General features: G+C 51.7%; 16 protein-coding genes. 6 read left to right on the forward strand and 10 right to left on the reverse strand.

Going from position 1 to position 23,413, the window contains the following annotated elements:
* Positions 1 to 132 precede the first annotated feature (132 nt).
* The 10 genes from AC0YN0_RS16755 to AC0YN0_RS16800 form a co-directional block, all read right to left on the reverse strand.
* Positions 133 to 3,102, reverse strand: a complete 2,970-nt coding sequence (locus tag AC0YN0_RS16755; protein ID WP_475822278.1) for a choice-of-anchor I family protein — start codon at positions 3,100 to 3,102, stop codon at positions 133 to 135.
* Positions 3,103 to 3,509: 407 nt separating this feature from the next.
* On the reverse strand, positions 3,510 to 4,487 hold the full coding sequence (locus tag AC0YN0_RS16760; protein WP_475822279.1) for a diaminopimelate dehydrogenase: 978 nt from the start codon (positions 4,485 to 4,487) through the stop codon (positions 3,510 to 3,512).
* A gap of 46 nt (positions 4,488 to 4,533) precedes the next feature.
* Positions 4,534 to 5,805, reverse strand: a complete 1,272-nt coding sequence (locus AC0YN0_RS16765; protein WP_475822280.1) for a Glu/Leu/Phe/Val family dehydrogenase — start codon at positions 5,803 to 5,805, stop codon at positions 4,534 to 4,536.
* A 706-nt stretch (positions 5,806 to 6,511) separates the two neighbouring features.
* Positions 6,512 to 7,405, reverse strand: coding sequence for a DMT family transporter (locus AC0YN0_RS16770; protein ID WP_475822281.1), 894 nt, complete (start codon positions 7,403 to 7,405; stop codon positions 6,512 to 6,514).
* 23 nt (positions 7,406 to 7,428) lie between these two features.
* Positions 7,429 to 8,502, reverse strand: coding sequence for an ABC transporter substrate-binding protein (locus AC0YN0_RS16775; RefSeq protein WP_475822282.1), 1,074 nt, complete (start codon positions 8,500 to 8,502; stop codon positions 7,429 to 7,431).
* Complete coding sequence (locus tag AC0YN0_RS16780; RefSeq protein WP_475822283.1) at positions 8,499 to 9,311, reverse strand: ABC transporter permease; 813 nt, start codon at positions 9,309 to 9,311, stop codon at positions 8,499 to 8,501. Before AC0YN0_RS16780 ends, AC0YN0_RS16775 begins: the two co-directional genes overlap by 4 nt.
* Complete coding sequence (locus AC0YN0_RS16785; RefSeq protein WP_475822284.1) at positions 9,295 to 10,113, reverse strand: ABC transporter permease; 819 nt, start codon at positions 10,111 to 10,113, stop codon at positions 9,295 to 9,297. Before AC0YN0_RS16785 ends, AC0YN0_RS16780 begins: the two co-directional genes overlap by 17 nt.
* Entirely contained in the window at positions 10,103 to 11,215 is a 1,113-nt protein-coding gene (locus AC0YN0_RS16790; RefSeq protein WP_442051868.1) for an ABC transporter ATP-binding protein, read from the reverse strand. The genes AC0YN0_RS16785 and AC0YN0_RS16790 overlap by 11 nt, the downstream gene beginning before the upstream one ends.
* Before the next feature lie 455 nt (positions 11,216 to 11,670).
* Positions 11,671 to 13,911, reverse strand: a complete 2,241-nt coding sequence (locus tag AC0YN0_RS16795; protein WP_475822285.1) for a YhgE/Pip family protein — start codon at positions 13,909 to 13,911, stop codon at positions 11,671 to 11,673.
* Between the two features lie 76 nt (positions 13,912 to 13,987).
* A complete protein-coding gene (locus tag AC0YN0_RS16800) occupies positions 13,988 to 14,569 on the reverse strand; it encodes a TetR/AcrR family transcriptional regulator (RefSeq protein ID WP_475822286.1) in 582 nt (193 codons plus the stop codon).
* Between the two features lie 237 nt (positions 14,570 to 14,806).
* Between AC0YN0_RS16800 and ytxJ the strand changes: the two genes are divergently transcribed.
* The 6 genes from ytxJ to AC0YN0_RS16830 all read left to right on the forward strand — a co-directional run bounded on the left by ytxJ (position 14,807) and on the right by AC0YN0_RS16830 (position 23,365).
* On the forward strand, positions 14,807 to 15,145 hold the full coding sequence (ytxJ, locus tag AC0YN0_RS16805) for a bacillithiol system redox-active protein YtxJ (protein ID WP_337104271.1): 339 nt from the start codon (positions 14,807 to 14,809) through the stop codon (positions 15,143 to 15,145).
* A 226-nt stretch (positions 15,146 to 15,371) separates the two neighbouring features.
* Positions 15,372 to 16,622: an S-layer homology domain-containing protein gene (locus AC0YN0_RS16810; RefSeq protein ID WP_475822287.1), complete on the forward strand. Its 1,251-nt coding sequence runs from the start codon at positions 15,372 to 15,374 to the stop codon at positions 16,620 to 16,622.
* Positions 16,623 to 16,711: 89 nt separating this feature from the next.
* Positions 16,712 to 17,326 carry a PH domain-containing protein gene (locus tag AC0YN0_RS16815; RefSeq protein ID WP_337104269.1) on the forward strand — a complete coding sequence of 205 codons (615 nt, stop codon included), beginning with the start codon at positions 16,712 to 16,714 and terminating at the stop codon, positions 17,324 to 17,326.
* A 174-nt stretch (positions 17,327 to 17,500) separates the two neighbouring features.
* The gene (locus AC0YN0_RS16820) at positions 17,501 to 18,214 is read left to right on the forward strand and encodes a response regulator transcription factor (RefSeq protein ID WP_475822288.1); all 714 of its coding nucleotides are present in this window, start codon (positions 17,501 to 17,503) and stop codon (positions 18,212 to 18,214) included.
* Positions 18,192 to 20,342, forward strand: coding sequence for an ATP-binding protein (locus tag AC0YN0_RS16825; protein ID WP_475822289.1), 2,151 nt, complete (start codon positions 18,192 to 18,194; stop codon positions 20,340 to 20,342). The genes AC0YN0_RS16820 and AC0YN0_RS16825 overlap by 23 nt, the downstream gene beginning before the upstream one ends.
* A gap of 164 nt (positions 20,343 to 20,506) precedes the next feature.
* On the forward strand, positions 20,507 to 23,365 hold the full coding sequence (locus AC0YN0_RS16830) for a glycosyl hydrolase family 28-related protein (RefSeq protein WP_475822290.1): 2,859 nt from the start codon (positions 20,507 to 20,509) through the stop codon (positions 23,363 to 23,365).
* The last annotated feature ends 48 nt before the right edge of the window (positions 23,366 to 23,413 follow it).

Here is a 23,413-nt window from a genome sequence, read left to right on the forward strand (position 1 = left end):
GCCTTCACTCGATTTGGAAATCGCTGATCATATATGCAATCATGAGGCAAATTAAAAAAAGACCCAGTCACCCGCAGCAAGCTTCATCCGCTTGCCCGGGTGACCGAGTCTCAGGTCTAACTCATTCCATGGTTAGTTAATAAATCCGATCTGTTTAAGCGTTCGTTGCAGCATCGTTACCGCTTCTGCGCGGGTAGCCTTCGCAGCAGGCGCAAATGTATCTACAGCTTTGCCTTCCACGATGCCTGCAGCCAGTGCTTCAGCTGCAGCTGTCTTCGCCCAGGCCGCTATCGAGCCAGCATCCTTAATAGCAGATAATGGGTTCAGCGATTCAGCTTTCGCTGCTATCGTTGCCGCCGTATTGGCATCTGCGTAACGAACGGCTTTCATCAGAATCGAAGCCATTTCTTGCCTTGTTATCGTCAGCTCCGGACGGAATGTTCCGTCGTTGTAGCCGCTGATAACGCCTGCTTGCACGCCCGTCTGGATCGCACCCGCGTACCATTTGCTTGCCGATACATCGGAGAAGCTGGTGCCGGCCGCTGCTTCATTTAGACCGAGCGAGCGAACGATGATGGCTGTAAACTCTGCACGCGTAATCGATTTGTTCGGCGCAAAATGATTCTCGTCCACGCCGCTTACGATAAGTTTCGATGCGAGCGAATCAATTGCCGGCTTCGCCCAGTGGGAGGCCGCGTCGTCGAATGTCTTGCTGCCGTTAATGACTGTATATACGCTGTTTCCGTTACGTTTCATGTTAACGATCGTATCGCCGCCAGCCGCCGTGAACGTGGATGGCACGAATACGAGTCGGCCTGTCGCTTCATCGAAGCGTACAGCTGTTGCTGTATTTCCGTTAACCGAAGTACCGTCTAATGTAATCGTACGATCGTTATATGTTGCTCCGAAAGAAGCAATCGTATATTTGCTGCCATTAGCGCCTTCAGCAACTACAGTGAACTCCAATGCGCCTGTGAGCAAATCAACTTGTTGACCCACGGCCGCTTGCTCGATCTGCTCGCTAGCACCCCCGCTTGCCGGACGAACGGATACGATAATTTTCGCCGCATCTCCGCCAAGCTGCTTGCTAACCTCACTCCAATTGATTGCCGAGATCGGAAGCTCATAGCTGACATTATCGCCTTCAATGACGATCACTAAGTTCGGATTCGCAGTTGCCGCATTCTTCACGCCCGCTGGCAGTACGACCGAGATCCCGTTATCGCCAGGTGTACCCGCATCGAACGTAAGTTCATTCGTTCCCGCCGGAAGCCCAGCAAGCTTATCCGCGAATTGCTCTGCCGTAACGTTCAACTCGCCTGGCTTAACTTCCGGCGTAGGCGTTGGTGTCGGAGTTGGCTCCGGAGTTGCGCTTGGGCTAGGCTCCGGCGTTACCTCCGGCACTGACGGCGTGCTTGGCTGCTTCGGCGCCGTAATCTCGTATACGGCAATCGTGCCGGACACTTCATGTGCCGCCAGCAGCAGCGCCTTGCCCGTCGGGCTCTTCGCAGCCGGGACGAACTTCAATCCCTCCGGCGCAATATCGCCGGCTTCGTTAGCTTCAATGTCGCCATCCACACGGGAAGTCATATAAGTAACGTAAGTCGGTTTCTTCGGATTTGTAATGTCATAAACCATGACGCCGCTTATGCGCTCAAGTCCGATAAACGCATACGTCTTGCCTTCGACTGTGCCGACTTCCACGTATTCCGGCTCAGGTCCTTTTGCCGCGCTTCGTACGTCTTTATCGTTGCTTTCCTCGTTATTCGCATTGAAGAAAGGATGATCTTTCGTCAACTGCTCGAACTGATCGCCGCTGTCGAATACGAGAGCGCCTGTCTCTGCATCCCACACGGAGAACGAACGCGTGCCGTAGCTGTAGAGCCTGTCGTAGACGCCTTCATCGTTCAGACCGTCAACCGCGGAGACATTCAATCGCCCCAGCATGCTGTCCGTACCGAAGGCATTGCTTGAAACATACGCATCCAGCTCCGTCTGCGTGAAACCCTCGTAATATTGCGCGTCTAGGTGGATATTGTCCTTGATCGCTTTAATTCTTTTCTTTTCGGCAAAACCATCATATTCTCTATCATCGCCTTCGTTGGCTGTAAGGATATACGACTTACTGCCATATTTAGTAATCGCCATTCCATCCGGCAAATACATGCCCAGCACTGGCTGCGGCTTAATATCAATAGCTCCGCCTTTATCGGAAGCATCTAGACCATTCCCTGGCAACGAATGATCTTTGAAGCCAAGAGCGTGAACACTTGTAACTTGCTTCGTCGTCAGATTAACCTCTGCCATTGCATTGTTTTCTTGCAGGGATACGTATGCTTTCTTGCTGTCAGCCGACACAACGATATATTCGGGCTCCAAGTCTTGTGCTGCACTAGATCCTGGTCCGAAAATTCGCACGTCCTCAGGAATTGCAACGCTGCCGAAACCAGCCGTTGCTACATCCTCATCCGTCAATGCTCCAACTTCACCTGTTACGTCGATAATGGATACCGAACCTTCCGGGTCAATCGTATAATCCCCGTTCGGCTCGCCTTCGTTAGCGACCAACAGTTGTTTGCCGTCCGGCGAGAACGTCAGCATATCCGGCAGTGAGCCTACCGTCACTGAAGTAATCTGAGTACCGTCCATGTCCATGAATACAACTTTGCCCGGATCGGTCTTAGGGCTTGCCGGCACGGATGCCGCAATATAATTACCTGATGGATGAACAGCTACGCTCGTTACGCCGTCCGGTGTGAAGCCTTCAATATTGAAGCTTTCTACCGTTACACGGTTAAGACGTTCAATCGTTTCTTCTTGACCGAGTTTGGAGAGATCGATTATATCAATTGCTTTCTCAGCCGAGTTAGTCGAGTATGCCCGTTTGCCTTCCCAATCATATACGACGATTTCCGTACCGGCATTCAGATAGCCGGCTCCGCTGTCGTAACCTGCGATTTTCGCCATCGAGAACGTTGCAGCGGCTGCTTCCGCCTTATTCAAGTTAACAGGTCCGATTAATGTAAATGCCATAAGTCCTGCAGCAGCAACCTGCAGTGCTTTGCGAATGCTTGTGCTGTTAGTATTGCGTACGAAGCTCACAATAGTTCCCCCTACGATCTCCCGATCTGAATGTACCTATCCGATACTCTCCGATTAGAGCCGAGCGCATCCTAGGTCGATACCATCGTACAAGCCAACTATTAAGCCTATGTAAGCGATTTTTAGAGTTTTTGTAAAAGACTCAAGCCGCGCCGGGAATCCTCAAACCCTTATTTACTGTTTCCTCCTCAGAAACGATTAATTACGAATCAGGGTATTGTTATTTCACCTCAATCCTTTCCATTACGCTTCATTTCGGTTAAATAAGGTTTACTGAGTTCGTTAGAAAGCAAATAACCGTTGAAATATGCAAATAAGATGTTCTGGATTCGTTATGTAAAGAATGAAAAAAGCGACCCGAGGTGAATTGGCTCCCTTCGAATCGCTTCGTTTCTACTTATAAAATATTACAGCAGTTCCTTGCGGAGTTCTGCGCCGGACTTCGGCGACAAATAAGCGAACGGAATGTCGAATACCGTCTTTGCTCCTGCTTGTCCTTCTGCGGCCAGCTTGTACACTGCCCGTGCATACGCAACGAGCACGCTCGCCGTAAATTCCGGGTTGCTGTCCAGCTTCAGGCCGAATTCGATGATTTGCGTGCTGTTCACGCCTGTTTTGCCGCTGCGCAGCACCATGCCGCCGTGAGGCATAGTCGAATGCTCCGCCTTCATCGTCGCTTCATCGATGAAATTTACCGTCGTGTTATAATCGGCAAAATAGTTCGGCATCGTACGAATCTCCTCGGCAATCGCCGCTTGATCCGCGCCTTCCTCCGCAACGATGTAACATTCACGAAGATGCTTCTCGCGTGTTGCAAGCTCCGGATTTTCGCCGCTGCGTACCCGATCTACCGCTTCATCGCTTGGAATCGTGTATTGCACGCCATGCTTAACGCCGTTCACGCGGCGAATCGCATCGGAGTGGCCTTGGCTGACGCCTTTGCCCCAGAACGTATATTCATTGCCTTCCGGCAGAATCGACTCCGCCAGCAGACGGTTCAGAGAGAACAAGCCCGGATCCCAGCCAGTCGAGATCACGCTCACCTTACCGTTCGCGCGGGCAACCGAATCGACCTGTTCGAAATACTCCGGAATACGCGCATGCGTATCGAAGCTGTCGACGGTGTTGAACAGTTTGGCGAACTGCGGCCCCTGTTCAGGCAGGTCGGTAGCCGATCCGCCGCACAAAATCATAACGTCGAACTCGCTTGTCAGCTTCTCAGCATCGTCAATATGGAAAGCTTTAACCTCGGAAGGAATCGTTGCAGGGTCGCGGCGTGTAAATATGCCGTCCAGACGCATGTCTGGGTTTTGCTTGATCGCCATCTCTACCCCGCGGCCCAGGTTACCGTAACCTACAATACCAATACGGATTTGTTGTTTCATGATGCCTTCACCTCTTCATTATGTTCGAGTAAAAAGATGCCTATTATTAGATCCAGCCGCGAGCTTCCATTGCTGCCGCAATCCGTTTAATCGAAATCATGTATGCTGCCGTACGAAGGTCGGTCTTGTGCTCTGCTGCCAAATCGCGAACAGCTACGTAGGACAAGATCATATTCGTCTCCAGCTTCTCAAGTACCTCGGCTTCGCTCCAGTAGTAATTCATCAAGTTCTGAACCCACTCGAAGTAAGATACCGTTACGCCGCCTGCATTCGCAAGCACGTCAGGAATGACCGTAATGCCTTTAGCATGCAGTACGCGATCCGCTTCAGGCGTCGTTGGTCCGTTAGCAGCCTCGGCAATAATTTTCGCTTGGATACGGTCTGCATTCGCGGATGTAATCACGTTCTCCAGCGCAGCCGGAACGAGAATGTCAACGTCCAGTTCCAAAATCTGTTCATTCGAAATCGCATATTGTTGGCCGTAATCGCTAATCGAAGCCGTATCCTTCAGTTGGCCGATGTACTCTACATCAAGGCCTTCTGCGTTATAAATACCGCCTTTGGAATCACTCACCGCTACGATCTTGCATCCTGCTTCGCTAAGCAAGCGAGCCGCAATACGTCCAGCGTTGCCGAAGCCTTGAATAGCCGCAGTCGCGCCTTCAACAGCAAGACCTTTGTCCTTAAGCGCAGCCAATATCGTGTAGACGCAGCCTTGCGCCGTCGCTTCATTGCGTCCTTTGGAGCCGCCGATAATAAGCGGTTTGCCCGTAATGACGCCTGGAGAATATTTTCCGCTAAGACGGCTGTAAGTATCCATCATCCATCCCATAATTTGCGGAGTCGTGTATACGTCCGGAGCCGGAATATCTTTGTCCGGGCCAACGAAGTCAGCGATCGATTCCATGAATGCGCGGCTTACGCGCTCAAGCTCGCCTTTGCTCATCGTGCGCGGATCACAAATAACGCCGCCTTTGCCGCCGCCGTAAGGCAAGCCGACTACGCCGCATTTGAAGCTCATCCACATCGATAGCGCTTTTACTTCGTCAAGCGTTACGTCCGGATGGAACCGGATGCCGCCTTTTGTTGGTCCGATTGCGTCATTATGCTGGGAGCGATAGCCTTCGAATACACGAACCGAACCATCGTCCATTTTTACCGGGAAACTTACGGACAATACTCTTCTTGGGTGCTTCAAAATGTTCGTAACATGCTCGGGAAGCTGCAGCAGAGCAGCAGCCGTGTCGACTTGCTGTTGAGCAATTTCGTAAGGGTTTAACGTTTCTTTCGTTGTACTTGCAGTTGCACTTACAGTCATTGAGTATCCGTCCTTTTTTCTTAATGTTCGCTTTAGCGCAGCAGTCTATTAGAGCTGCACCCAACGCCGATTTTTTCATTTTACCTGTTTCAAATCTTTTTTGAAACTATTTTTTATCGCAAAAATGCAAATTTTTTACGTTTTAATCCATTGTTAAATAGAGTTTCATTGATTGTTAGATAGATTAACACCTGACATGAGAAACAATAATCGCCGTCATTACAACGTTTTTCTCTGTTCGAATTTCTTAAAAACTTTAAATATATGGGTATTTTCACCGAAAATCGTACGTGAAAATGGTTGTTCACACTATGTTACAATACATGTTAGGTTTCCAACAAAAACCAAGCCTAAATCTCCTCACCTCCGCCGTATCTTATCCTTGTCAGCCGTCCTCCACCTATCGTTTGACGGTTACGGACTGGAGGAACGGCACTAACGAATGCATTTGCACCATTCCCTCGTCATTACGGACTGAAAGAACCGTAATAGCTACGAATCAGCGATAATATCCGATCCGGCAGGCAAGTAAAGTCAGTTCGGTCCGTAACAGCTTAGAAAGAGTAAATAGGAACAAAATAGAGCCGCTGCAGTCCGTTACGGCATATTCCAGCAACGGCAGCTGACCTCAACAAAAAAAGACCGCTTCGAGCAAGGTCGTATGACCTCATTCGAAGCAGTCTTTTTGAAACATTCCCCTGCCAACCTATGCCTTCTTGCGCTCTACGCTGATCCATACAAGTCCGGCCGCCATAAGCGCCGCCCCGCCGATCTGCAGCGCAGCGATCCGCTCGTCGAACAAAATATAACCTGCTATAACCGCTGCTGCCGGCACCGCATAACGGAAAAAGTTCGAGCGCGTCGCGCCCACTTTGAACATACAAGCGTTCCATACGACAAATGCAAGCACCGTGCAGATAAGTACGTTATACGCAATGGACAACCATTGCTCCGTCCCCAGACTCTGCCAATCGGTCTGCCCCCATGAGCCGATCGTCAACGGCAGCATGAAGATAGCGCCGAATACAATCGTCCACGTACTCACACGCAGCGCGGAGTACTGTTTCATAAGCGATACCGAGCTTAAGTTGAACAAAGCGCCGATGATGCTGACGCCGAAGGCCATCGCATTGCCAAGCATATTATCGGACGAAAGCGCGAAGCCTTCATCGCCCCCAAGAATAACGAAGCATACGCCGATCATCGCGATGACGCCGCCGACCACAAGCCGCGACGTAATCGTCTCGCGGGTGAAGAGCGGCGCGAACAAGGCCACGAAGATCGGCCATGGCGCTACGTTCAGCAATGACGCGTTCGCAAGCGTCGTATACTTAATGGAGTACATGACGGTAATCTCAAGCAGCGTAATGCCGAGCAATCCGATTAGCATCAGCTTCGGAACGAGACGCCACGGTACGCCGACACTGCCCTCCGTAAGCTTCAAGATAAGGAAGAAGAACGGGATCGCGACGCCGAAACGCAGAAATGAAAATACGATCGGATGGAAGGACTCCATCGCAAGCCGCGAAATACCGAAATTCGCCCCCCATATAACGGCAACAAGCACGAGGCCGGCATAGTTCAGCCACTTCTTATTCATGATGTATGTTTCCCCATTTACTCTTATTTGCTATGCATCTTGAACTCCAGGAACAACTCATTGTAGTGAGCCAGCATCTTCTTGCCCAAGTTGTCGTACACCTCAAGCTTACTCGTCAGCTCTTCGCTTGGGTAGAAACGTTCATCGCCCGATATATCCTCCGGCAGCAGCGCCAGCGCATCCTTGTTCGGCGTCGAGTAGCCTACGTATTCCGTATTCTGCGCAGCGACTTCGGGATCGAGCATAAAGTTAATGAACTGATGCGCCCCTTCAATATTGCGGGCCGTCTTCGGAATAACCATATTGTCGAACCACAGGTTCGAGCCTTCTTGCGGCACAACGTAATCCAGCTTCTCGTTCTCTCCCATAATTTCCGACGCGTCGCCGGACCACACAAGCCCAACCGCCGCTTCCTCACCCGCAAGCAGCATCTTGATCTCGTCGCCGACTATCGCCTTCACATTAGGCGTCAGCGTGCCGAGCTTCGCCTTCGCCTCCTGCAGATGCGCCTCGTCGGTATCGTTCAACGAGTAATGAAGGCTGTTCAACCCCATGCCGATAACTTCGCGGGCGCCGTCGAGCAACAGAATCTGATTGCGCAGGCGCTCATCCCAGAGATCGTCCCAGCTCGTAAATGCAATGCCGTCCACCAGCTCCGGGTTGTAGACGATGCCAACCGTTCCCCAGAAATACGGGATCGAATAAGCGTTATCCGGATCGAACGATAGATTCAAGAAGTTATCGTCGATATGTTTTAGGTTCGGAATTTTCGAATGATCGAGCGGAATAAGCAGATCTTCTTCTTTCATTTTGCTAATCGCGTATTCCGAAGGAATGCTCACATCGAACGTTGTACCGCCCTGTTCGATCTTCGTCATCATCGCCTCATTGGAATCGAATGTCTGATAGATGACCTTGATGCCCGTCTCCTCTTCGAACCGATCGAGCAGCTCAGGGTCGATATAATCGCCCCAGTTATAGATCGTCAGCGTATTGCCGCCCGTATAGCCTTCGCTGGAATTCAGATAGGAAGTCAAATACATAAGCCCCAGCGCAACCACAATGACGGTCGCGAACATTCTAACCAGCTGTTTCATGCCCGTCCCTCCTTACCGGTCTTGCCAGCCCCGCCATTGCTCCGCCGATTAATGAAGTAGTAGCCGATAACGAGCAGAATGGTGAATAGGAATAGCAGCGTCGACAACGCGTTGATCGACAACGATACGCCTTGACGCGCCCGCGAGTAGATCTCGACAGACAGCGTCGAGAAGCCGTTGCCCGTTACGAAGAACGTAACGGCGAAGTCATCGAGCGAATACGTCAGCGCCATGAAGAAACCGGCGAATATGCCCGGCTTAATATATGGCAGCACAACCTTCGTGAGTACATTCCACGAGCTTGCGCCCAGATCGCGCGCCGCATCGATCAGCGTAGAACTCATTTCCTCCAGCTTCGGCAGCACCATAATAACGACGATCGGGACACTGAAAGCGATATGCGACAACAGTACCGACATGAAACCAAGCTTAATGCCGATAATCGTAAACAGGATTAAAAATGAAGCGCCGATAATAACGTCCGGGCTTACAATCAGTACGTTGTTCAGCGTCAACAGCGTCTGCTTGGGCCGATTGCGCCTCATCTGATGGATAGCTATCGCGCCAAGGACGCCAAGGACGGTCGATAGCGCCGCCGACAACAAGGCAATAACGAACGTATTCAACACGATAATGAGCAGCCGCGTATCTTGGAATACTTCTACATAATAATCGAACGTGAAGCTCTCGAAGTCGCGCATCGAGCCGCCGCTATTGAAGGAATAGAACATCAAGTAAAAGATCGGCGCATAAAGCAGCGCAAACACGATTACGAGATAAATGTTCGACCATTTATTTTTTTCGCGCAACGACCGCACCCCGCTTTCGGTTGCCTGTCAGAAGCATCATTAGAGCCATCGCAATGACGAGGAATACGGCTATGGTCGCGCCCATGCCCCAGTCTTGCGTGACGAGAAAATGCTGCTCAATCGCCGTGCCGAGTGTAATGACCCGGTTGCCGGCGATCAGGCGTGTAATCATAAAGAGCGACAGCGCCGGAATGAACACTGCCATGCAGCCCGCCTTCACGCCGCTGATCGTCAGCGGGAATACGACGCGGCGGAACGTCGTCCAAGAGGACGCGCCTAGATCGCGCGCGGCGTATACGAGCGACGGATTCATTTTCTCCAGCGCATTGAAGATCGGAAGCACCATGAACGGAATGAAAATATACACCGATACGAACAGGAAGCTGAAGTCGGTGAACAATATTTGTTGCGTGCCGATGCCCAGCACCTCAAGCAACGAGTTGGCGAAGCCGTATGTACCGAACAAGCCGATGAACGCATAAGCCTTCAGCAGCAAATTGATCCAGCTTGGCAAAATAATAAGCAGCAGCCATAACTGCTTATGCTTCGCGCGGGTTAAATAATACGCCGTCGGATACGAGACGAGCAGCGAGAACGCCGTAATTAAGAACGCGTACCAGAACGAGCTTAACGTCATTTTCAAGTAGACAGGAGTGAAAAAGTTAACATAGTTGCTGAACGTGAAGTTACCTTCCACGTCAAAAAACGAATAATAAGCAATCAGCACGATAGGCGCAATGACGAACAACACGATCCATGCCGCATAGGGCACGAGATAGAAGCTTCGTGATCTATTCGACATCGGCAGCCTCGCTGTCGCTGTACGATTCCAGCCGCTTATCGAATTCTTCTTCCGTCTCCCCAAGCCTCATGACGTGAATCGCCTCCGGATCGAAGGTTAAGCCGATCTGTTCGCCAACCGTTGCTTTGCGCGTGGAGTGGACAAGCCATTCATTGCCCGCTTCGTCCAGGCAGCATATCTCGTAATGAACGCCGCGGAACAGCTGCGAGTCGACCTTCACTTGGAGCTTGCCTTGATCCGGCTTCGTAATCTCCAAGTCTTCGGGACGAATGACGATCTCTACTCCCTCGTCTTTGTTAAGCCCTTGGTCAACGCACTCGAATAAACGACCGGCGAATTCCACCTCAAAGTCCTGCTTCATGCGGCCTGGCACAATATTCGATTCGCCGATGAAGTCGGCTACAAAACGGTTGATCGGCTCATCGTAAATATCGGTCGGCGAACCGCTCTGTTGAATTTTCCCTTCATTAATTACGAAAATTTCATCCGACATCGCCAGCGCTTCCTCTTGGTCATGCGTAACGAAAATAAACGTAATGCCCAGGCGGCGCTGCAACTCGCGAAGCTCGTACTGCATCTCCGTCCTCAGCTTAAGGTCCAGTGCCGACAACGGCTCGTCCAGCAATATGATTTCCGGCTCATTCACGATCGCGCGCGCGATCGCGACACGCTGACGCTGACCGCCGGACATCTCAGTGATTTCGCGCGACTCATACCCGACCAGGTTGACGAACCTAAGCGCGTCCTTTACCTTGGCTGTGACGTCGGCGTTTTTCATTTTTTTGATCCGCAGTCCGAAGGCGACGTTCTCGAACACATTCAGATGCGGGAACAGCGCGTAATCCTGGAACACCGTATTCACTTGGCGTTCATTCGCAGGCACGCGGTTAATGACTTTGCCATTGAAGTAAATCTGCCCCTCCGAGGGCTCCGTGAACCCGGCAATCAATCGAAGGATGGTCGTCTTGCCGCAGCCCGACGGTCCGAGCAGCGTATAGAACTTGCCCCGCTCGATGGTGAAGCTAACATCTTTCAGTACTGCGTCGTCATTATCGTAACGCTTCGTAACATGTTCAAAGCGAATAATCGTTTGATCCGGCATTCCGCATTCCCCTTTACTAACAAGCGTAAACGGCTGATGCTGCGCACGAACCGCTAGCTGCTTCTTTGCGCAGCTCGGTTCTGTGCCGTCCTAGGCGGCAAAAGCTAACGTTTCGCGGTGAAATATAGGCCCCGTATAAGAGTGATTATTATATTCCTATATTTAAAAGAAACACTTGTGATTATACAGTATATCAGTAAATCGGCAATAGCAATCATAAAGTCGGCTATTATCACGCGCCGATTATCCGCTCTATCTCTTCCAGCTTTCTGTAAGCGCATATACGCTCTTACAGACCAATCACACTAGCTACTCCCTGCGTGTAAGTTCATATATGCTCTTACAGCTCATTTCCCGCAACTGCCGACTAAAACAAAATAAAGAGGCAAGCCCCTCGCCTATGAACAACCGTTCACGGCAATCCGGCCTTGCCCCTTTACTTACTCATTGCTTTATTATGCTAATGTCGTAGTCGCAGTCTCGCTGGCATTCTCGCCTTTCGTCTTGCGGTGGCTGTACGTGAAGTAACCGTACGAGAGAAGCGCGAAAAGCAATGCGATACCGGCTAGAATCAAGCTGTCGCTCCATAACGAGCTGTAATCGCTGCTTGAAATAATATCTCTAAAGCCCGCTACCGAATAGGTCATCGGCAGCCATGGCGATATCGCTTGGAGCCAGTCTGGCACCAACTCGATCGGGAACGTACCTGCGGAGCTCGTTAATTGGAAAATAAGCAATATGATCGCAATGAAACGGCCCGGGTTGTTCATCGAAGAAGCTAGGAACTGAATAATCATCATATAGGTAATGCTCGTCAGCACAGAGTAACCAACGAATAACGGTACACTCGTCACTTGCAAATCGAGCAGATACAACAGCGCCGCATCGGCGATAAGCGCTTGAATCGTACCAATCGCCACGACTGTCAGCGCTTTGCTCAAGAACCAGCTCCAACCGTTAACCGGACGGATCATCGGATCGCGTACCGAATATACAATCGTAAGCATCATCGCGCCAACATATAGACCTAGCGATAAGAAGTACGGCGCTAGTCCAGTACCGTAATTATCGACCTCGCTTACTTTCTCAACATCAAGCTGGATCGGATCGGCGAACATATCAACCATCGGATCGGTCAGATCCAGATCCGCCGTCTGATCCGATGCCTCGCTCAGCTTACCCGACAACTCTTGCGTGCCGTCCTCCAGCTTGAGCAGCCCGGTCGTCATATCCTTCGCACCGTCTTCCAGCTTCACAGATCCGTCAACGAATGGCCCTACGTTCGACTGCAACGTATTCAATCCATTCGCAAGCGTAGCAACACCGCTATTAAGCTTCTCCGCTCCTGCCGCAATATCCTTGCTGCCATTAGCCGCTTCCGACAGCTTCTCACCGAACTGCTTCATACCGCTGCTAAACTGCTCCGCACCGACAACCAATTGCTTGCCGCCGCTACTTAACTCATCCGCGCCTTTCGAAGCTGCCGTCGCTTTCTCGTCGAATTGACTCAATCCCGCTGTCAGGTTCGCCAGACCACCATGAAGCTGGTCCACTCCCGAGCTTAATTGCTTCTGTCCCTCTGCAGACTTCGAAAGCCCTGCGGCCAGCTCTCTGCTCGACGTCAGCAATCCGCTGAAGCTTTCATCCTTCGCAAGCTCCGGATCAGCTTGCGCCAGCTGCGCCAGATCGTTCGCGAGCTTCGCCGCGCTTGCTGCGAGCTTCGCCTCGCCGGCGGCCGAGTCGCTCAGCCCGCCGGCGATCTGCCCCGCAGCCTGCTTCGCGTCTTCGCTGCCCGCGGCAAGCGCGCCGCTCGCGTCAGCCAGCTGCGTCAAGCCGCCGGCAAGCTCGCTCGCTCCCGCGCCGAGCTTCGACGCTCCCGCGCCAAGCGACGCGCCGCCGCTTGCGAGCTGCTGCTGCGCTGCCGACAGCTGCGCCAGTCCGCCCGACAGACCAGCCGTTCCGGCGCTTAACGAAGCAGCGCCTTCACCGAGCTCAGAGCTGCCGTTCGCCAGCTTCGCCGCTCCCTCTTGAAGGGCGACGCTGCCGCTGACCAGCTTGCTCAGATTCTCCTGAATCAGCTTCGCGCCATCTTTCGCCTTCGTCGTGCCGTCCGCAATTTCCGTAGCACCGCCAGCCGCCTTGCCAATTCCATCGGCCAGCTCTTCCATCTGCTCGAACACCGTTCTCGTATACGCCGACGTCACTTCCTTATTCAGCTCCGCCTTCATCGTATCAACGGCCTTGCTGCCGATTTGCGAAGCAAGGAAGTTAAAGCTCTCATTCGACAAATACGTAATTTGCGCAGGTACAGGTTGGTCGGAAGTAAGTGACGTTGTTTTCTCCGAGAAATCCGAAGGAATTTCTATCGCCATATAATAGTCGTGATCTTCCATGCCTTTCAGCGCGTCTTCCTTGCTTACGAAGTGCCATTCGAACTTTTCGTTTTCCTTTAGTTCTTCCGTAAAATCCTCGCCGATATGCAGCGTCTCCTCGTTGTACGTATACCCTTCATCGGCGTTAACGACCGCCACCGGCATTTTGTCCAAATTCCCGTACGGATCCCAAAAGGCACTAATGAACATCGACGAATACATCACCGGTATGACCATAACTCCAGCAATCGAAATAAGCAGCATCTTGTTTTTGCCGATGCCGGACAGTTCCTTGCCGAACTGCTTCAATCCGAACCACTTCATATTATCCACTCTCCCGCATACATTGTGACCACTTTTGTCATTCGGTCACTTTTTCTGATGAAAAAAGGCATCCCAGTCACCTAGGAGCCATAACCAAACCTTCTTGCAAATAAAACCGCAGCCGATCGGATACTTCGCCCTTCTCAAGCGGCTTGTAAGCCTTATTCCAATCGACGGTTAATGCCATATATAATTTCAGCATGACGAATGCTGTCATCTCCGGATCACAAGGCCTAATCTCGCCTTTATCAATCGCAATCTGCACTTGCGTCTTAATATATCCTACCACAGCCTGTTCAATCTGCCTTAAACCCTCGATCGCCATTGGCGTTCCAATCTCGCGTACCTCATGCGACAACTTAAGCGCAAGCTCATGCTTCTCGCGGAATTCAAGCAATTGTTCAAGCGCTGCGTATAAATTATCGAAGAACCGCTTATTCGGGTCGATGACCGTCTCCGCCACCAATCTCATATGATGAAGCAGCTTCTTCATAATTTCTTGGAACAGCTCTTCCTTATTCGCGAAAAAAGTGTAGATCGTCCCTTTGCCGACATTCGCGATCTTGGCGACCTGGTCCATTGTTGTCGCTTTGTAGCCAAACAACGCGAACGACCTTTCTGCCGCTTCTACGATTTGTTGCCTGCGATCAACAGCCATTTGTCCACCTCCGCACCATTGTCGTTTTTCATTCTTTCATTTCTGACTAAATGACCAAAAAACCAATTCGGTCATTTTTCCTGAAGTCATCATATCACGACCATCAATCAAACGCAATACGCCGATATGACGATTATTATCGCACCGTGCCGCAAAGATGCTTTTAACAGCAATTAACGTTATACTAGGGAGACAAGTCCTGCCTATTCAATCATACAAAAAGGAGTGTTACCTATTATGTCTTATAAAGAAATTACGACTATCGAAGAATGGAACAGCGCGCTCGAGGGCTCCGATTCCCGTCCTGTCGTTGTCCTTAAGCACAGCACAACCTGCCCGGTTAGCGCGAATGCGTTTAACGAATTCAACCAGTATTTGAACGACAAGCCGCGCGAAGACGTAGACTACTTGCTCGTTAAAGTAATCGAGTCCCGCCCGGTATCGAACCAAATCGCGGAAGATACTTCGGTCAAGCATGAATCGCCGCAAATCTTGTACATCGACAAGAAGGCTAAAGTATGGACAGCCTCCCACTGGTCGGTAACGAAGGCTCATATCACAGCCGTCCTCGACTAATTTAACCGATCCAAACATGCCATTCATCCCGGATGTTCGCTAACGATTAGCGGATGTTCGGGATTTTTTGTCGTTTCGGCCTATGACGGATATGCTGTCCGACCTAACCGTTATGCGCCCAACTAACCCCATTCGCAATAGTTATAAAGGCAGTTCTCTCCCTTGCTTAAATATGGTTATCTAGAACTCGAGGCATTCGTTTATAAATTAGGAGGAAATGATTTTAATGAAGCGTTATGTTCTGTTATTCTTTACGATTACTTTACTGACATTCGGGTCTACAGGCGCATTTGGCACCGGCATCGACCACGCCTCCGCAGCAGCCGCTCCCTTCAAGGACACACGCGGACACTGGGCCGAACAGACGATTGCCGATATGGTGAAGCGCGGCGTTCTTGCCGGCTATCCCGACGGCAATTTCAAACCTCAAGCCCCCGTTCAAGTCGATCAATTCATCAAAATGCTCATTTTTTCCTATTCCGATTTGCATTTGAACGGCTCGAGAAGCTGGTCCTCGGGCTTCCTGCAATCGTTAAGCTCGGAGAACCAGGCGATTCTTAAGCAGGACTATCGCTACTTTACGTTCATTCCGAACACGGTCGGGTACTGGGCCAAGGATTTCATCGAAATCGCCAGCGACCTCCACTTCTTGAACAAAAGCCGCTACAGCGACTTCCAAGCCAACATGACCCGCGAGAACGTCGCCGAGATCATCTACTACACCCTGCAAGAAACAGAGTTTCTGGAGGACGGCATATTCGGTCAAAAGATGGCGCAAGCGTACGGCGACATTATGGGCGCCTCCGAGCGCGAACAGAAGTTTATTGCCGAGTCGCTCGTCAAAGGCATTATGGTCGGCTACCCGAACGGCTTCTTCGGCGTAGGCGATACCGTTACCCGGGCGGAAGCGCTCGTTATCCTGAACAGGCTGACCGATAAGACCAAACGACTCGCCGTTAAAGTATCGCCCGAGAAGCTCGAACGCATCGTACCAACGGCCGGCGGCGGCAACAAAATCGTCGTCTTCCCGGACAAGCGGATGTGGGACGCCTATGAAGCGCTGAGCGCAGCGGGCCAACTGCGCGGCTCGAATCATGATTTATACGAAACAACTCTGCGCCTGTTCAAGGACCAAACGGAGAAGGACAGCGTTACTAACCAAGCTTCAGGCACTTCCGCCGCAACCGAGGAAGCCGCCATTTGGCTTGACCCGCAATACAACACCTATGGCGTGACGATCCGTCTGCGCGAAGGGGCATTGGCCCGCAATTCAGAGGTTGTCGATCAGTTCGCCAATCAGCTGTTCGGCTACAACGCCTATGCGTTCCGCGAGCTGTTCGCAGACATTTGCAAACGCGTCGAAAGCGGCAGCAAAGTCGCTTCACAGCAAACAACGATTGGCAATGACAACGTCAATATTCAAGTCGACAGCGCCGGCAAAACGGTCATTTTCTCGATCGCGGCAAAGAAGGCATAAGCACGGCAGCGCAAAATCAATAACATTTTTTCCAGCAATTATTATATAATGTGTGGGTACGTTATTTTTACGTAGAGAGGATTGGTTCGATGTTTGGCAAAATAGCAGCGGATGTGCTTGGCCTGAGCGACGTAGGCTCCGTTATTCATCCCAATAATTACGACAAAGTAGATTCCGATGATTACGTCTTGCACGAGGATGACGAGAAAATTTATTTTCTGATCAAATCGAAGGCCGACGAATACTGCTTCACGAACTTAGCACTCATTCATCTCGACGGCACGAGCGCAATGAGCAAGAAGCGTACGCTTAGACGTTACCCGTATGCGACCAACCCGATTGCAAATGTATCGATGGAGACAGCCGGAACGGTCGATCTCGACGTGGAGATTAAGTTCACGATCGGTCCCGTCGTTCTCAGTATCGACGTGCACAAGAAGCATATCGAGGAGCTTAAGGATCTGTACAAAGCGCTTATGAAAATTTCCGAAATTACGCACGAAAATAACTTGACGCTCGAATTCGCTAGAAACAGCTTGAACATGGCATCCACGACGATCCAGTCGGTTCACAAGGGCGACTTCAATGTCGTATCGCAGTTCGATGCGATTAACAAAGCGGCCTTCACTTGGATGGTAGATACGCATAAGCAATATAAAGTAAAAGATTTTGGTTCAATCTTCGAGCGTTATATCAATCAGTAAGGCCAATAGCATCCCGCAATAAGCCGGCGCATCAAGCATCGGCTTATTTTTGTTCACCCTCAAGGTATAGTTATGTCATATAAACTAACATATTTGTTGCATAAACCTCACTCTCGCGTTTATATTTAAGACATACACTGCACTCTTAACTTTGACATAAAGAGGTGAACGGACATGACGAGAGAACTCATCTTAACCGTAGACGACGAAATTAGGATCGGCGAGCTCGTTGGCATGTACTTGACGAAGGATGGATTCCGCCATTTAAGCGCGACGAGCGGCAAGCAGGCTATCGAGCTAGCCGAGAACGAACAGCCTTCATTAATCGTCCTTGACGTACTGCTCCCCGATATGGAGGGCTACGAGCTGTGCGCTAGGCTGAGACAGAAGACCGATGTGCCTATCGTCTTCCTCACCTGCAAAGATACCGAGATCGATAAGGTCGTCGGCCTGAGCGTCGGCGCAGACGACTATGTGAGCAAGCCGTTCAGTCCGATCGAGCTGGTCGCCCGCATTAAGGCGCAGTTGCGCCGGAACCGCATCGTCCGCGACAGAATAGCCCCCGTTGTCTCCAACTCCATTACTTCCGACCATGTACAGCTCAAGATCGACGCCCATGAGGTGTACGTAGACGGCGTCAAGGTCGAGTTGTCCGCCAAGGAGTTCCAACTCCTCTCTTATCTCATGCAAAATGCGAGACAAGTGCTGACGACCGAACGTCTGCTAAGCCATATTTGGGGCTACGAGAACAGCCTCGATACGAAGACGCTGCAAGTGCATATCGGTCATCTCCGCAAGAAGATCGAACGCAATCCCGCAGCGCCGGAGCGCATCGTCACCATACGCGGAATCGGGTACAAGTTCGATGAACCGATTAAAGAGATTTAATTCCACCCTTAAACCGCGCACCTTCGCCTTTCAGATGCTTGCGGCTATGTTGACCGTCTCTCTCGTCCCTCTTCTGCTTCTATCCATATTTGCCGGCAAGACCGTTACTTCGCAGCTCAGTCACTTCAATGCAAGGAATACGGATATGACCGAAAAAAATTACATAAGCATGTACGAAGCCAATATCGACGGGCAGGTTCGCGCGATCGACACCGAACTCAGGCTTGTCGAAGATGCCGTACTGCTCTCGAAGTCTCTTGCTGAATCCATCTTCTCATTGAAGCATAGCCATAACAACGTGAAGCCGATCGTGTTCTCCTACGATAACGAAGGGGGCCGCTTCGTCGAGAAGAACGCGAATGGCGAGGGCGTCATCTCGGTACGCACGAATAACGCGAGCAACTATCCATCGCCTGAGCTCGCGCGCGACTTAGCCAAGAGCAAGGCACTTTTCCCTCTGTTCAAGTCCGAGACGTCGCGCAAGCCGAATATCGTGTCCATCTACTATATCCATCCGGCCGCCGGGTCGTTTTATTACCCTGAATACAATGGCTCAGCGAAGCGAAATCCGAATACCCCGATCTTCGCCCTCACCTCCTACCGCTTCTATTCAGATGCGCTTAATGTACGTCCGAATATTAACCGGGTCGCCTGGACGAAGCCTTACTATGACATTACGCCGCGTGGCTGGATGTTCACCGCTACGACGCCCGTCTATGATGAGCAGCGCGTGCTGCGAGGCGTAGTTGCCGCGGACGTAACAATCGAGCAATTCGTAGACAATGTGCTCGACACAAGATTCGGCGACGAGAACGGGTACGCCCTTCTGCTCGATCGCAACCACGAGCTGATCGCCGCCCAGCAGCACGGCATGGAGGAGATCGAGCAGTTGAAGCTGGATACGCTGTTCAGCAACGATACGGTAGACAGCTATCGAAGCCTCAAAATTAACGGCGAGCAGAAACTTATATTCAGCCGCTCGATACCAACGACCAATTGGATACTAGGCTACGTTATTCCTGAGCATAAGCTGCTGGAGCCGATTCACAGCGCAACGCAGGAACTCTCGGAGAAGACGCGCGATCAACTCATTATGCAACTGTCATTGCTTGGCGTAGTCGCTTTCTTTCTATGCGTTGCGCTTGCCTTCTACTTGCGCTCCAAAGTATCGCGGCCGGTCAACCTTCTGGCGGACGCTTTCGCCGAGCTCGGCGAAGGACAATTCTCCGCAGCGCCGAACGATACGAGGACGCTTGAATTCAATCAGCTGCTGCGGTCATTTAATCGCATGTCAACGAAAATCCGCGAGCTTATGGAGCAGCAGAACGAACATAATCTGCAGCTCGAGCATAAGGTCGAACAGCGTACGGAGCAGCTCAGTGAAATCAACTCCGAGCTTGCGATGCGGGTTGACGAGCTTACGCGCATGGAGCATTGGCGCAAGGAGCTGCTCATGAACATATCGCATGACTTGAAGACGCCAATAACACTCATTCGCGGTTACATCGACGCCATAACGGACGGCACAATAGCGCCGGCCGATACAGGTATCTATCTTAAGCGGATCTATGAGGATATTCAGACCATTAACCAGTTCGTTCGAAACCTGAACGAGCTTAGCCTGCTGGAGACCCGGCAGCTGAGCGCCGAATTCGACAGCGTGGAAGCCGCAGCCTTCTTCGATACGGCAGCCGCGAAATGGACGGCCTACACACGATTGGAGAAAAGGCCATTCACAGCTGTTCGACCGCAACTATCAGCGCCGTTAATTATCAATGGCGATAAGCATCTGATCGCGAGAGTCATCGACAACCTCATCGATAATGCTCTTAAGTATTCCGATGCCGACTGCCCGATCCGTTTCACCATGGAGCATGCAGACGAAGCCGTCATCTTCCGCGTCACCGACGCCGGCGCAGGCATTCCGGAAGATGCCCTGCCGTTCATCTTCAATTCCTTCTACCGCGTCGACAGGTCACGGAACAGCCGCATTCCCGGCAGCGGCCTCGGCTTGTCGATCGCTAAGGAAATCACCGATATTCACGGCGGCGAGCTGACCGTAAGCCTTAACGATATAGATGGCAGCGGCTGCGTCTTCTCGCTGTTAATTCCTTTAGCTGCTTCTTAGCGGCAGCCCAACCTTTCCCTCGGTTAGGCTGCCAAATCCCCTTCGCTAATTAGCCAATAATAGACCTATTTGTTTATACTTCCCTTATTGTTCGGGCTCCGAGGCTGGGATAGGATGGAAACAACTTATCGAACCTTCCATCTTTTGCATAAGGAGCGTATGTAATGAAACGAATATCAAGACTCATTCCGCTAGCCATTCTTCTGTCGCTTGCATTCGCAGCAATACCGCCTTCGCCTACGTACGCCGCTAACGATCCCGCGCCAAATTGGCAGTTGATCGAACCACTCTACGAAAGCAGCTCCACGCTCATAGCCGCCTATTCCGCTCCAGAACACGGCATCGTCGGCGACGGCATAACCGATGTCACCAGCAAACTCCAGTCCTTGCTTGACGCGTTAGGCAGACTAGGCGGCGGCACGCTGTTCCTGCCGGAAGGAAAATATGTCGTTCAAGGCAATCTGGTATTGCCGAAAGGGGTAACGCTGCGCGGCGAGTGGGCCAAACCGATCAAGGGACAACCCGTTCAAGGGACGGTTCTCATGGCATACGCCGGCAGAAACGACGCCGAAGCGCCCGCCTTCATAACGATGGAGACCTCCTCCGGCATTCGAGATTTGTCCATTTGGTACCCCGAGCAATTGCCCGACGATATCGTCCCATACCCTCCCTCCGTCTTGCTCGGCAGACCTAACATATGGGGCAACGAGAACTGCAATGTCACTAACCTAACTTTTGTTAACGCTTACTCCGGAATTGTGTTCTCCCATACAAACGGAGGAACGAGCCCCGTTATTCAAAATATTTACGGCACACCGCTATCCCAAGGCATAGAGATCGATAATATTGTAGACGTCGGGCGGATCGATTGGGTCGATTTCTCGCCTGCGTATTGGGCAGGCTCCGGGCTGCCAGGCTCGCCCAACAGAGGCGAATCCTATGAACAATGGATCCACGAGAACGGCACCGGCATTATAATGAGGCGCAACGACTGGTCTTATACGAGCTATGTATCTATTGAAGGCTACGGCATAGGCTACCACGCCGCCCATTCCATAGCCACGCCAGGGGCGGTGCCGAACGGCCATCATTACGATCTGCACATCAAAGACGCTAAGACCGGCATCCTGTTCGACGGAGTAAGCGGGGTAGGCATTATGTTCACAAACGTCAAGATCGAGCACAGCGTGAACGGCATCGTTGCAAGCTCCGAGCAGGAAGGGGCGCTGCAGCTGTACGGCTGCAGCATTGAAGCTTCGGAGAAAGCGATCTATTCGAGCTCCGCCTCGTTAACGAAGCTGATGATGCGCCAATGCGATATTACAAGCGGAAAAGTCGCAATCGACGGAGGCACTTTGATCGCTTCCGACAATGATTTCAATAACCAATCGCCGCATGTAAGCTTGGGCGAAGAATCCCGGGCCATTCTAACCAGCAATCGGTTCAATGGCGATCCAATGATCGATAATCGATCGAAATATATATCCATCATCGACCATACGCCGGTCACCTACAAGCAGCTCCCAGTCTTCCCCGTCATGTCGCCTCAGGCTCACAAGCCGAAGCGACAGGCACTTTACGTCGTCACGGATGCGCCGTTCCAGGCGAAGGCCGATGGCAAAACGGACAATACGAAGGCCATCCAGCGGGCGCTGGACACTGCAGGCGATGAGGGCGGCGGCGTTGTATTCTTGCCTCCAGGCAAATACAAAGTGCTCGGCCGCCTCGTCGTTCCAGCCGGCGTCGAGATGAAGGGCTCGCTAGACAACGGTTCGGTACCAACAGGTCCAGGGAGCATTATTCAAGTATATGCCGACCGAGACAATCCGAACGGCGAGCCGTTCCTGAAGCTTGAACATAGCAGCGGTGTGCGCGGCCTCGTCTTCGATTATCCCGAGCAGCGAATGCCGAAGGTGTCGTCTTATCCTTATTTGATGCAATCGCTCGGAAGCGATGTTTACATTATCAACATCGGCATGCGAGGCGTCTATAACGGCATCGACTTATTCTCGCATCGTTCGGACCGCCATTATGTCGACTATGCCGCCGGACACGTCTTCCATAACGGCGTTACGGCGGGCGGCGGTTCGCAGGACGGAATTATAAGCAATCTGCAATTCAATCCGCTTCCCTACGCGGCGGGGCAAGAATCGAAATACGGCAGCTGGCCGAGCTCCCCCACTAAGGACGAGGATTTCCAGGCCATCTACGATTACGGATATAACGAGCTCGATTTCCTGACGCTCGGAAACGTCAGCAATCAAATTCTGTACAATGTGTTTCACTTCGGCTCGGAGAGAGGACTTCTTCTGACCGAAGAGAACGGTATTGGACCATCGGGAATCAGCCTCGGCCTCGGCGTTGACGGAGCCAAACGATCGGTTGTCATCGAGAAGACCGGGGCGCAAGGCTTCGACTTCATAAATACGCAGCTCGTAACCATAGGGGCGGCAGAGGATCGACGCTATATCGAAACGGGGACCGGGTTTGACGGGGAAGTCACCTTCTTCAGCTCCGATCATTGGGGAGCGCCCGTCAACAGCATCGTGTTGGAGAACGGAACGGTGAATATGCTGCTCCCGCATTTCGAAAGCGCGGGCGAGCACGGCTTCTCCAACGTGAAGGACGGCGAGCTTCGGATTAACAACGCCTTCATTCGCGGAGCTCATCCCCTATTTAACGCAGGCAAGGAGGCTCAGGTGACGGTCCGGTCCTCCATCGCCGATTCCCTCGGCATCCAGTGGCGCGACAATCCGTTATGGCAGCATAATCTCGCCAATTTGAAAATTATAGCGCCAAAGCCGCAAGCAACACCCGCAGAGCAGCCGGAGCAGGAGCAGAATCCTTTGCCGGAGGAAACAGCAGCCGCCTCGGCAACCGAACCCGAATCCGCCGGGTCTGCCCCGTACGCCATTATCGCGGCCGTTGTCGCAGCTATAGCCGCAGCATCGCTGGGACTGACGTTATGGCTGCGCAAGCGCGGCAAACGCAGCAAGCAACAAGCCGACAAACCTAATCTGTAAATCAGCAGCGCAATAGCCCGCTCGCTTGCCTCTTAGGCTCGCGAACGG

The sequence above is a fragment of the Paenibacillus sp. J22P218 genome, from assembly GCF_056269195.1.

What these genes read in the sequence shown, in the direction of transcription:
- AC0YN0_RS16795 (WP_475822285.1), bottom strand. Translation starts at nt 13,911, where the DNA reads ATGAAGTGGTTCGGATTGAAGCAGTTCGGCAAGGAACTGTCCGGCATC.
- AC0YN0_RS16815 (WP_337104269.1), top strand. Translation starts at nt 16,712, where the DNA reads ATGTTTGGCAAAATAGCAGCGGATGTGCTTGGCCTGAGCGACGTAGGC.
- ytxJ (WP_337104271.1), top strand. Translation starts at nt 14,807, where the DNA reads ATGTCTTATAAAGAAATTACGACTATCGAAGAATGGAACAGCGCGCTC.
- AC0YN0_RS16810 (WP_475822287.1), top strand. Translation starts at nt 15,372, where the DNA reads ATGAAGCGTTATGTTCTGTTATTCTTTACGATTACTTTACTGACATTC.
- AC0YN0_RS16820 (WP_475822288.1), top strand. Translation starts at nt 17,501, where the DNA reads ATGACGAGAGAACTCATCTTAACCGTAGACGACGAAATTAGGATCGGC.
- AC0YN0_RS16830 (WP_475822290.1), top strand. Translation starts at nt 20,507, where the DNA reads ATGAAACGAATATCAAGACTCATTCCGCTAGCCATTCTTCTGTCGCTT.
- AC0YN0_RS16800 (WP_475822286.1), bottom strand. Translation starts at nt 14,569, where the DNA reads ATGGCTGTTGATCGCAGGCAACAAATCGTAGAAGCGGCAGAAAGGTCG.
- AC0YN0_RS16790 (WP_442051868.1), bottom strand. Translation starts at nt 11,215, where the DNA reads ATGCCGGATCAAACGATTATTCGCTTTGAACATGTTACGAAGCGTTAC.
- AC0YN0_RS16785 (WP_475822284.1), bottom strand. Translation starts at nt 10,113, where the DNA reads ATGTCGAATAGATCACGAAGCTTCTATCTCGTGCCCTATGCGGCATGG.
- AC0YN0_RS16765 (WP_475822280.1), bottom strand. Translation starts at nt 5,805, where the DNA reads ATGACTGTAAGTGCAACTGCAAGTACAACGAAAGAAACGTTAAACCCT.
- AC0YN0_RS16760 (WP_475822279.1), bottom strand. Translation starts at nt 4,487, where the DNA reads ATGAAACAACAAATCCGTATTGGTATTGTAGGTTACGGTAACCTGGGC.
- AC0YN0_RS16770 (WP_475822281.1), bottom strand. Translation starts at nt 7,405, where the DNA reads ATGAATAAGAAGTGGCTGAACTATGCCGGCCTCGTGCTTGTTGCCGTT.
- AC0YN0_RS16825 (WP_475822289.1), top strand. Translation starts at nt 18,192, where the DNA reads ATGAACCGATTAAAGAGATTTAATTCCACCCTTAAACCGCGCACCTTC.
- AC0YN0_RS16775 (WP_475822282.1), bottom strand. Translation starts at nt 8,502, where the DNA reads ATGAAACAGCTGGTTAGAATGTTCGCGACCGTCATTGTGGTTGCGCTG.